This window comes from Massilia sp. P2_C2 (assembly GCF_056404615.1).
This window is the reverse complement of record NZ_JBFUDR010000222.1, coordinates 1-10,974: the sequence shown is the minus strand read 5'-3', so window position 1 is coordinate 10,974 and position 10,974 is coordinate 1. Positions and strand designations below refer to the sequence as shown.

The following is a 10,974-nucleotide window of genomic DNA, read 5'->3' as shown; positions in this document are numbered from 1 at the left end:
GCCCTGCAGCAGGATGCGGCCCGGCGTCGTGCTGCGTACCCCCTGCAGGCGGATGCCGGCGTACTCGGGGATCAGGTTGCCCGGCTGCGCGGGCTGTTCGTAATGCGTCGTGATCTCGATGGGCGAGCGGATGCCGCGCAGGCAGACGTCGCGGTAGACGATGCCCTCGACGCGTCCGCCGCGCGTGTCGTTGCTCTTGATGCGCAGGCCGGACGTGGTGCCGTCCATCGTCAGGTCGTCGACGAGCACGTTGCGCACGCCGCCATTCGTCTCGCTGCCGATCGACATCCCGTGGCCGCTGTAGAAGCGGTTGTGCAGGATGGAGACGTTTTCCGTCGGCCCGCCGCCGCCGGCCTTGACGGCCACGTTGTCGTCGCCCGTGCGGATGACGCTGTGCGCAATGGTGACGTTGCGCGACGAGATCGGGTCGATGCCGTCCGTGTTGCGCGCGTCGTGCGGCGTGTCGATGGTGACGCCCCAGGCGGTGAACCCGTCGATGCCGTTCAAGGTGACGTGGAAGTTCGGCGAATTTTTCAGCGTGATACGGTACAGCGTGACGTCCTGCACCTGGTCGAACTGGATCAGGCGCGGCACGTTCTGCCGTGTCTTTTCCCGTTGCGCGCGGCGCGCGATCTGCCACCACGTCTCCGTCGCGCCGAGGATCGTCGCGCCGCCCTGGCCGTCGATGGTGCCGCCGCCCATGATGCCGGCGCCGCGCACCTTCTCCGCCGTGATGAACGGTCGGCAGCCGCGGCCGGAGGAATCGTTCGTGCCGCAGGTGCCGGCGCCGCGGTCGAACAGGCGCGGGTCCGTGCTGGCGTACAACGTGGCGCCGGTGTCCACGAGCAGCGTGACGCCGTCGCGGAGCATCAGGGGCCCGGCCACGAAGCTGCGCCGGAAGTTGCTGGGCGCGAGGACGACGGCATGGCCGGGTGCGCATTTGTCGATGGCGGCCTGGATGCGCGGGGCGTCGTCGCGGCCCGCGTGCGTCGTTTCGCCGATCAGCACGGCGCAGGCGGGCGGCACGACGGGCTCGCGCACGTTGCGGCCGTCCTGCGCGTGCGCATGGACATGCGCGAGCGCGCAGGCGAGCAGCGCGGCGCGTCTCAAGGCTTGCCTCCGTCCTTGAAGTAGCGCGCCGTCTCCGGCCGTGCCGCCACCAGCTCGCGCTCGACCATGCGCGCGAAAAAGTCGGCGCCCTTGCTGCCGAGGTGCGTGCGATCGAACGCCGATTTCGCGGCGCCGGCCGGCTCGACCCTGTTCGGGTCGCGGCCTGCCGGCGAGGCCAGGCCATAGCCCGGCGGGCGCGGCGCGGCGGCGAGCGTGTCGGCGTCGTCCTGGCCCATGGCCTGGACGGCGTCGTAGCTGTCGCGGTTCAGGTCGAGCAGTACGGCATGCTCGCGCGTGGCCGCGCCGCGCGTGGCGTCGGCCCACGGCGCCAGGTCGTTGGCCAGGTAAGCGCCCTTGAACGTGCGGCGCGTGAGCGGCGTGACGAGCACGGGCACGCCGCCCAGTTCGCGCGTCTCGCGTGCGTAGCGTGCCATGTTGGCGGGGAATGCCGTGACGAGGTCCKTCGAGCGGCCCGGCTTGCCCGGCTGGTCGTTGTGGCCGAACTGGACGAGGACATAGGTCGCCCCGAAGCTTGCGCCTTCTTTCAGCATGCGCTGCACGTCGTCCCAGCGGCCTTCCGCGCGGAAGCTGGCGGAGCTGCGGCCGCCGCGTGCCAGGTTGACGCAAGCGACGTCAGGGGTGAAGCGGGCGCACAGGGCGTCGCCGTAGCCGCTCTTCGTCGCCATCGTGGAATCGCCGACGAGGATGACGCGGATGGGGGGATGTGGGACGTCGGCGGCAACGGCGTGACCGGCCAGCACGAGCGCGGCGAGTGCGATACGGATTGGATACATCGGTCTCCTTTCGGTTGGACTGCGTGCGCCGCACCGCGCCCTGAAGCGGGACGCGGTGCGGCAGGTGCGAGCCGACGGTCAGTCGAAATCGTAGCTCACGCGCAGGTTCCAGGCACGGCCCGTCGGATTGGCCACGCTGCTCAGGTAGCCGTTGCTGTAGAGCGTGTTGTTGGTGATCGGCGGCGCCTTGTCGGTCAGGTTCGTCACGCCGGCCGTGATGCGGACCTGCTTCTGCACGCGGACCGAGGCCGTCAGATTCCACGTCGAATACGACGGGATGTCGCGGTAGAACTGCGGCGCGACCGCGGTATTGGCGTCGCGGTACTTGCTGTTGAAGTTGTTGGTCAGTTGGGCCGCGTAGTCGCCGCTCTGCCACGACAGGCGCAGGTTGTGCTTCCAGCGGAACGTGATGATCGGGAGGCTCGACGTGGTGCCGTTGCTGGCCCAGCCGAACTGGCCGACGTTCGACATCCAGGGACCGTTCGGCACCAGCTGGTTGTCGAAGCGCGTCAGGTACGTACCGTCGATGGCGGCGCCGAACGTGCCCCAGCTGTTGCGCGCGATCTCCCAGTTGGCCGACACGTCGACACCGGCCGCGATCTGGCCGCCGAGGTTCATCGTCGTGTTGTTGATGTAGGCGAGCGAGCCGTCGGCGTTACGCACGAACAGGTTCTTGTAGTCCGCATAATTCGTGAAGTAGACGTTTTCCGGCAGGTTGGCCAGCATGTCCTTCATGTTGACCTGCCAGTAGTCGAACGATGCCGTGAACGTGCGGCTCGGCTCGAACACGACGCCGAGCGTGCCGCCCTTGGAGCGTTCCGGCTGCAGCGCGTTGTTCGATCCGGTCAGCTTGTTCAGCTTCGCGTTGCAGACGTCGGCCGGGTTGGCGCCGGCGACGGCCGTGCCGGAGCCGGGAATCGCTGGTGTCGGGCCCGGGCACAGCACGGGGTCGTCCCAGCGGCCGGCCGTCGTCGTGTTGGCGACGGTCGTGCGGTAGCCGTAGCGGTCGAACAACGTGGGCGCGCGGAAGCCCGTGTTGGCCGAGCCGCGGAACATGATGCTCTTCATCGGCTGCCAGCGGAAGCTGATCTTCGGCGTCACGGTCGATCCGACGTCGCTGTATTTATCCACGCGCAGCGCGGCGTTCAGGTCGAGCGTCTTCGTGACGGGCGCGTCGAATTCCGTGTAGATGCCGGCCACGTTGCGCGCGCTCTCGCCGTGCGCGGGGACGCTCTTCGCATACGTGATGTCGGCGGCCTGCGCCAGCTTGGTGTCTTCGTTGGTGTCGCGGTGCAGGTCGGCGCCCAGTGCGAACGCCAGGTCGCCGCCGGGCAGGGCCATCAACGAGCGGCTGATGGTGCCGTCGAAGCCGTAGTAGGCGCTCTTCGAACTGCGGTTCTGCATGCCGTCGGCCGCGATCGATTCGAGATAGTCGCGGCCGGCCTGGTCCTGCAGGCCGAACGGGTTCAGGGTGCCGTTCGCGAGACCGTCGAGCAGGCCCGGGCCCGAGAAATAGCCGGATTTATAGTAGCCCTTGCGCAGCGACAGGCCATAGGTCATGCCGGCCTTGTAGTCCCAGTTGCCGAAATGGCCGTCGGCCGCCAGCAGCAGGCGCTGGTTGATCTGGTTGTCGCGCGTGACCGCCGGGCCGAAGTYGGCCACGGCCCACGACACGGTCAGCGGCTGGTTCGTGATGCCGGCGACGGCCGGTACGCCGCCGCTCTTGCCCGGATACCACTTGCTGGTCGAGGGCAGGAGCGCGTTGCGCGAACCGACGGCGAGTGCCTGGGTCGGGTTCTTGTACCCGTAGATCGATTCGTCGCCGCGCGCGTATTCCACCGTCACCGTATTGTCGGCGTCGATCTTCTTCGTCGCCTTCGCATACATCGTCAGCTGCTTGTTCGGGTGCAGCGCGGTGCCGTACGTGTCGTTGTTCAGCACGCAGGTGTTCTTCGCGCCCTGGATCGAGTACGGCGCCAGGCAGCCGCTCGAATAATACGGGTTCGCGGCGTTCTTGTTGGCGGAGCTGGTGAAGTTGGCAGGCGTCGCATAGCCGCCGCTGGCGGCGCCGGGCGGCAGGCCGATCGCGGTCATCGCGGCCGCGTCGGGCACGTAGCCGGCGCGGTCCGACAGCAGCAGGCGGCTGCGCTGGTGGAAGTCGATCGTGCCGTAGACGTTCCAGCCATCCTGCTCCAGGCTGCCCTTGCCGAAGGTGACCTGCACGCGCTGCTCGTCGCCGCCGCCGTGGCGCTGCGGCTGCACGGCCTGCACGGTGACGTTGCCCCCGGTGACCTCGCGCTTGGTGATGAAGTTGACGACGCCGCCGATGGCGTCCGAACCGTAGATCGACGAGGCGCCGTCGCGCAGGATCTCGACGCGCGCCAGGGCGCTGATCGGGATCGTATCGAGGTTCGCGTAGCCGTCGGCGATGGCCTCGTTGGCGAGACGGCGGCCGTTCAGCAGCACGAGGGTGCGGTTCACGCCCAGGCCGCGCAGGTTGATGTTGGTGCCGGAGCCCGCGTTCGAGGGCTGCAGCGACGCGGACTGGGGCAGCGCCATCATCACGTCGGCCAGCGTGGTCATGCCCTGCTTGACCAGTTCCTCGGCCTTGATCGTGGTGACGGGCAGGGCTTCCTCGGCGGCCAGGCGCTTGATGCTGGAGCCGGTGACTTCGACGCGCTGCACAGGCGCGTCGGCCTGTTGCGCTTGCGCCTGCTGGGTGAGGCTCAGCACTGCGAGCGCGATGGAGGAGAGGACGAATTGACGGGACGTGGTGCGGTAAGGGGTGGTGCTGGGGTATTTCATGAAGCTGTCTCCTGTTTTTATCGAATGACGTCCGGCGCCGCCGGGGGGCTGCGGCGCCGATGAATGCTTCTTGCTAAACCTGCCTGGCGTGGCTCGGGCCGTGTGCTGCACGGCTCCAACTTGTACGATGACTCTACATTGGTCAGACCAATATATCAATGTGGTCGGTCCAAAAAATTTGCAGTGTATCGAAAATTCAACATTGCGCCCGGTGGCGCCGGGGTGTGGCGCATGGGCGGACGCGGGCCGCCGCGTCGTGTGCGCGGCCGCGTGGCGGTTCCTGAGATGTAGTGCGTTTGGTGGGCACAGGGGTGCCCACCCTACCTGTCGAGCGTGATGCGTACGGGGTGCGCGTAACGCCGGACCTCGGCCGCCACGTAGGCCTGCCATGCGGCCTTCGACGTGATGCGGCCGGCGCGGTCCCACGCGGCCCCGACCCAGTAGCACAGCGGCGTGCCGGAGGTCACGCGCGCCAGCACGAGGTCGTTCAGCGCATCCTCGGCGTAGCCGGTCGAGGTGGGCAGCACGATGGCGGTGCCGAACGCGCCATTCGTCGTCTGCTCGACCCATTGCAGCAGCGCGTGGCCGGCATCGTCGCGCACCAGGGACACGCGCGGTTCCTGCTGCTTGTCCGATGGCGTCCTGTTCAGCCCCACGGCCACCGTCAGCGCGGCCGGACCGGAAAACGTGAACGTGCTGTCGATCTGGTCGAGCTGGTGGCCGGCGTCGACGGTGAAGCGCTTGACTTCCGCGACCCGCGTGCCGCCGGCATCCCAGGCGTCGTACGCGAGTTCGAACACGGTGCGGATCGGACCGTTGGCCAATACCTTCCAGCTTGCCCAGTTGCGGCTGGTGGACAGGCGCGTGCCGTCCCAGACGCCCGTGCCGCCGGCCCCGCGCGAGCGGCCGACGTTGTACATGTCCATGCCTTCTCCCTCGTCCTTGTGGTAGTGGTCGTGGCCCTTGTTGTACCAGCGGTCGACGATGGGATAGTCGACGCGCTTGAACCAGATATCGAGGCCGCTCGTCTCCAGCACTTCCTTGCCGCTTCCGGGCGGCGCCGGCGCGGCGAGGGCGGGACCGTAGGTGCGGTGGCCGATGACGTCGTTCTCCCACGCGAAGTCGTCCAGGCGTTCCGGGACGTAGCGGGCGTAGGCTTTCGGCGCGAACGGCGGCGTCAGGGCGTCGCTCTTTTCGATGACGAACGTCGCCGCCTTTTCGCCGGGCGCGAAGTCGTGCTGGAACAGCAGTTCGCCATAGGCCGCGCCCACGCCTTGCGGATCCTTGGCGAGCGGCGCGACGTTCGTCACCTGGTAGGGCAGCACGCGGCCGGCGGCATCCTTCACGACGAGATGCTGGATCAGCGCGCCGGGCAGCGCGGCGTTGACGTCCTTCCACGGGATGACGATGGTCTCGGAGGGGCGGGCCGTGTCGAGGTCGTGGCGCGCAGTGACGGTCAGGCGCTCGGCCGCGCCGGCGGTGGCGCACAGCAGGAGGCCTGCGGCGCAAAACAGGGTTTTCGCTTGCATGGTTCGCTCTTCCATCGAGGCTGGGTCAGGGATGTTCGCGGTAGCTGGTCTGGCCGCCGTCCTTCGGCACGTAGTGGTACGTGCGGACGCGGTACTCGATGTCGAATGCCGGGTTGCCCAGCAGGCGGATCATCTCGGCGCCGGCCAGCAGCATCGGGCCATAGCCGTGCATGGCGTCCGTGCTGGTGGGACGGTTGTAGTAATAGACCTGGTCGCTGGCGAACGTCGTCTGGACGCACGTGCCCTCCACGCGGCCCTGCGTATCGATGCGCGCCGACAGCGCGTTCCAGCCGGCCTGCGCGATCGGGCCCCAGGTCACGGGGCTGACCCAGCCTTCGTTGACGGCGTGCGCCAGCACGTAGACGAACATGGCGCTGGCCGACGTCTCGAGATAGGAGTCGTCGCGGTCGACCATCTGGTGCCACAGCCCGGCGCCGGACTGGCGTTCGGCGATGCCGCGCAGGGTTTTCTTCAGCTGCGCCATGACCTTCGGATAGCCCGGATGGTCCTTGGGAAGTACGTCGAGCACGTCGGACATCGCGAGCACGGCCCAGCCGTTAGCGCGCGCCCAGTAGAAGCGCGGCGCGTCCGGGTTGTTCGCGTTCCAGCCGTGCGCGTACAGGTTCGTCTGCGGATCGAACAGATAGTCCGTCATCTGCTGGATGTTCCTGACGGCGTCGTCGAAGTACGCGCGCTCGCCCGTCATGCGACCCAGCTCGGCCAGCGCCGGGATCCCCATGTACATATCGTCGGCCCATAGCGACACCGCTTGCGGGCGCTGGCGCGCGAGGGTGCCGTCAGGCAGGCGGAACTGACGCTGCGCGACCCAGTCGCCGCACACGCGGATCTGCGCGGCGAGGTCCGGACCGATGCCGGCCCGGCGCGCGCGCATCATCGCGGCGCACATCGAGCCGGCGTCGTCGAGCGCGCGCGGGTCGAGGAAATGGGCGAAGCTGTTCGCACGTTCGAGGTGGAACCGGCTTTCCTGGGCGCGGAAGTAGGGGAGGCGGTCGGCGAAGAACCGGAAGTGGCGGGCGGTGAGGGCGGTATAGCGTTTGTCGCCCGTGACGGCGGCGGCCTTCAGCAGGCCGGCGTGCACGACGCCCATCTCGTAGGCCTGCAGGCCGAACCCGGCGTCCTTCGTCTCGACCACGGCGTCCGCCATCGGCTCGCGCAAGTCCGTGACGGGCGCGCCGCTGGTTTTGTGTACGATGCGGGTCGGCGTCTGGCTGTCGACGTAAGCGATGATCCGCTGCAGCGATGCGGCGATCTCGCTCGCGACGGGCTTCCGGTACGGCACCGGATACGTGCCCTCGGCGGGATCGTCGCGGTTCTTGTTGTCGGGGTTGCGGTAAGGGCCGTCCGCATGGGCGGGAACGGCCAGGCACGCGAAAGCGGCCAGGCTGGCAAGCAATCTGGTTGGCAGTTGCAACGTAATCTCCGATTATAGTTTTTATACTCTTGACGGGTCCTCGTGCCTTGTGGCCGGGCCTGTCTTTTTTTATCTGGCCAGACCATTCTAGGTTGGTCTGGCCACTTTTGCAAGGCGGACTAGCCGGGGTGGACGTTTGCATGCATACTGGCCCGGACGCGTCGATATGGAGGCATGGTGAAACGGTTTATAGGGGTATCGGTCGTTGCGGCTGCGACGCTGGCCGCTTGCGCTTTGCACGGCGCACAGCAAGCTCCGCCTGCCCCCGAGAGCTACACGGCCGAGACCACGTACGCGAAGCTGGCGCCCGCCTATCCCTTCATCCGCATCGCCAGCCGCGCCGTGCCCGCGTCCGTGCGCGCCGTCACGAACGTGACCTATGCGCGGCGCGTCGCGCACGACCTGCAGCTCGATCTCTACCTGCCGGCGGAAGGCAGTACCGGCGCCTCCGCAGCGCTGCCGGCGATCGTGTTCGTGCACGGCGGCGGCTGGCGCGCGGGCGTGCGCGCGAACTTCGCGCCGATGGCGATCTGCATGGCCGAACGGGGTTACGCGGCCGTCACCGTCAGCTACCGTCTGTCGCCGGAGGCGCCGTATCCCGCCGCCATCCACGATGTCAAGGCCGTCGTGCGCTGGGTGCGCGCGCATGCGGCGGACTACGGCATCGACGCCGGCCGCATCGCCATCGCGGGCGGTTCCGCCGGCGGCCAGATCGCCGCGCTGACGGGTGTGACGAACGGGGAGGCGCGCTTCGATCCCGATGCGACGCCCGGCGCGGTGTCGAGCCGAGTGCAGGCGATCGTGAACATCGACGGCCTGTCCGACTTCACATCCGAAGAAGCGCGCCGTTACGAAGACGACCCGGCTAAACAGCCGTCAGCGGCCGGCGCCTGGTTCGGCGGGCGTTATGCGGAAAAGGCCGCACTGTGGCGCGATGCGTCGCCACTGTTCCATGTGGGACCGGACGCGCCGCCCATGCTGTTCATCGTCAGCGCGCAGCGGCGCTTCAGCCTGGGGCGCGAGGAGATGGTTGCGCGGCTGGACACGCTGGGTGTGCCGCACGGGGTCGTGGCCGTGCCGGACACGCCGCACAGCTTCTGGCTGTTCGACCCGTGGCTGGCGCCGACGGTGGACGCGACGGATGCGTTCCTGCGGACGTATTTGCGTGCGCCCGTCAGCGCGGCAACGAGCGCGGTGCGCGCCGGCGTCATGCCCGATTTGGCGACGTGCGGTTGATCGAAGTCAGCGAGCGGCATCCGAATGTGTTTTCTGGTGACTGCGTAAAGCTTACCATTCCAAGGTTGGCGATTGACAATGTTGCAAATTAACATCTTCCCAATTAGTAATTTGAAATGCTAAATTACAATCTATTTCAAACTTATAAGAGGGAAGCTGAGGAAATGCGCCAGATTTCGATCCAGTCGTCCGACGTCCACGCGGCGAAAGCCGACAAACTGTTTCTCGTCGTCCTGTGGGGCCTGCTGGCGCTGTCGCTGGCACTGGGCCTGGCATACGACGCGCTGGCGCTGACTTTTGTCGCCGGCCTTCCGCTCGTTCTCGTGCCGACTGCCCTGATCGTGACGGCGCCGGGCCGGCTGGCCACGCGGCTGGCGGTATCCGTGGCCCTGATGCTGTTCTGCGCGCTGAACATCCACCAGGCCCACGGCRTCACCGAGCTTCACTTCGGGATCTTCGTGTTGCTGGCCTTCCTCGTCTGCTACCAGGACTGGCGCGTCATCATCGCCGCCGCCGCGACGGCCGCCGTGCACCACCTGACTTTCAACTATCTGCAGGAATGGGGCTATCCGGCCTTTTGCTTCACCCGGCCGGGCATCGGCATCGTGCTGCTGCACGCCGCGTACGTCGTCGTCGAAGCCGCCGTACTGTCTTATCTCGCCGTCCGCCTGCAGCGCGAGACGACGGCCGTCGTCGCGAGCGCCGGCACCTTGCAGGACACGCTGCTCGCGATGCGCGACAGCGCGGAGCAGGTCGCACGCGACATGGCGTTGATCACGCAGACCTCCAGCGCGGTGGCGTCCGGCAGCGCCGACCTGTCCGCGCGGACGGCGGCGCAGACCTCGCACCTGGAACAGGCCGCGGCCGCGGTGGACACGTTGACGGTGACCGTCAAGCGCAACGTTGACCACGCCGCGCTGGCCGACGACCTCGTCGCCTCGGCGTCGGCCATGGCCGTCAAGGGCGGGGCGGTGGTGGCGGACGTCGTGCAGACGATGGCTTCGATCCGCTCCAGTTCGCGCGAAGTGCAGGACATCATCAGCGTCATCGACGGCATCGCCTTCCAGACGAACATCCTCGCGCTGAACGCCGCCGTCGAAGCGGCCCGCGCGGGGGAGCAGGGCAGGGGCTTCGCCGTCGTGGCGTCGGAGGTGCGCAACCTCGCCCAGCGCAGCGCGCAGTCGGCCAGGGAAGTGCGGCGCCTGATCGGCGATTCCGTCGTGCGCGTGGACGCGGGCGGCAAGCTCGTGGACGAGGCCGGGCAGACGATGGGCCAGATCGTCGACGCCGTCAAGCGCGTGGCCGACATCATGACCGCGATCTCGGGCGCGAGCCAGGAACAGCGCGACGGCATCGAGCAGGTGCGCGACTCTATCCGCGACATCGAGGCGACGACGCAGCAGACGGCCGCGCTGGTCGTGCAGAGCGCCGATGCGGCGGAGACCATGTGTGCGCATGCGGCGTCGGTGGCGCGGGCGGTCAGTGCGTTGCGGCGCGAAGAGAAGGGAGCGTGAGGCGCTGGCCGTGATCGAGATGGGCGTGCCCGTGCGACAAATGCTTCGACTTCGAGATCGAGCGGCTGGATTTGCGGGCGTGACGGATATGGCATTGGCTGCCTGTCGTGTTATCCCTGGCTGGCCTGCTCCGGTGTAGTGGAAGATTGAAGAACTCGCCGCGATATGAATCGGATTGTCAGGATATACACGTTGGTTCGGGAAAGGTAGACTTGTGGTTTTATCCAAAGGAGCAACGATGAAGAAGCTTGCTGTGCCGATCCTGGCATTCGTTTTGACGGGCTGCGCAGCCTATAATCCGGTGCCACCCGAATACAAGGGTCCCACAGCGGTTATCCGCGACACAGGTTTCAATGAAGACTCGACCAAGGCGCAACTGTTCGCGGTGACAGCCGTCGACGGTAACCATATCGGTAACGCGTTTGGCGGAACCGCGATGGCGAGTCAGGGACGCGGGGCCTTGATCGCCGCCGTCTATCCCGAACGGCAGGTGCCGGTACGGCAGATGAAGTTGACGCTGCGCGGTAGCCACGCCACCGGCGCGCCCATTCATG

General features: G+C 67.4%; 8 protein-coding genes. 3 read left to right on the top strand and 5 right to left on the bottom strand.

Annotated elements, in window-relative coordinates; translation table 11 throughout:
• The 5 genes from AC1DYX_RS21915 to AC1DYX_RS21895 all read right to left on the bottom strand — a co-directional run.
• Positions 1-1,110 (bottom strand): glycoside hydrolase family 28 protein (locus tag AC1DYX_RS21915; protein WP_477262747.1); only part of this gene is annotated, 1,110 nt, incomplete at its 3' end.
• The gene (locus AC1DYX_RS21910; protein ID WP_477262745.1) at positions 1,107-1,904 is read right to left on the bottom strand and encodes a rhamnogalacturonan acetylesterase; all 798 of its coding nucleotides are present in this window, start codon (positions 1,902-1,904) and stop codon (positions 1,107-1,109) included. The genes AC1DYX_RS21915 and AC1DYX_RS21910, both read right to left, overlap by 4 nt.
• Before the next feature lie 78 nt (positions 1,905-1,982).
• Entirely contained in the window at positions 1,983-4,709 is a 2,727-nt protein-coding gene (locus AC1DYX_RS21905; RefSeq protein WP_477262743.1) for a TonB-dependent receptor, read from the bottom strand.
• 320 nt (positions 4,710-5,029) lie between these two features.
• The gene (locus AC1DYX_RS21900) at positions 5,030-6,238 is read right to left on the bottom strand and encodes a DUF4861 family protein (protein WP_477262741.1); all 1,209 of its coding nucleotides are present in this window, start codon (positions 6,236-6,238) and stop codon (positions 5,030-5,032) included.
• 25 nt (positions 6,239-6,263) lie between these two features.
• The gene (locus AC1DYX_RS21895) at positions 6,264-7,670 is read right to left on the bottom strand and encodes a glycoside hydrolase family 88/105 protein (protein WP_477262739.1); all 1,407 of its coding nucleotides are present in this window, start codon (positions 7,668-7,670) and stop codon (positions 6,264-6,266) included.
• A 177-nt stretch (positions 7,671-7,847) separates the two neighbouring features.
• Between AC1DYX_RS21895 and AC1DYX_RS21890 the strand changes: the two genes are divergently transcribed.
• From AC1DYX_RS21890 to AC1DYX_RS21880, 3 genes are all read left to right on the top strand, one after another.
• Entirely contained in the window at positions 7,848-8,906 is a 1,059-nt protein-coding gene (locus AC1DYX_RS21890; protein WP_477262737.1) for an alpha/beta hydrolase fold domain-containing protein, read from the top strand.
• Positions 8,907-9,070: 164 nt separating this feature from the next.
• Positions 9,071-10,420 (top strand): methyl-accepting chemotaxis protein, encoded by a 1,350-nt coding sequence (locus AC1DYX_RS21885; RefSeq protein WP_477262735.1) that lies wholly within the window; start codon positions 9,071-9,073, stop codon positions 10,418-10,420.
• A gap of 238 nt (positions 10,421-10,658) precedes the next feature.
• On the top strand, positions 10,659-10,974 hold a 316-nt coding region (locus tag AC1DYX_RS21880), incomplete at its 3' end, for a hypothetical protein (protein WP_477262733.1).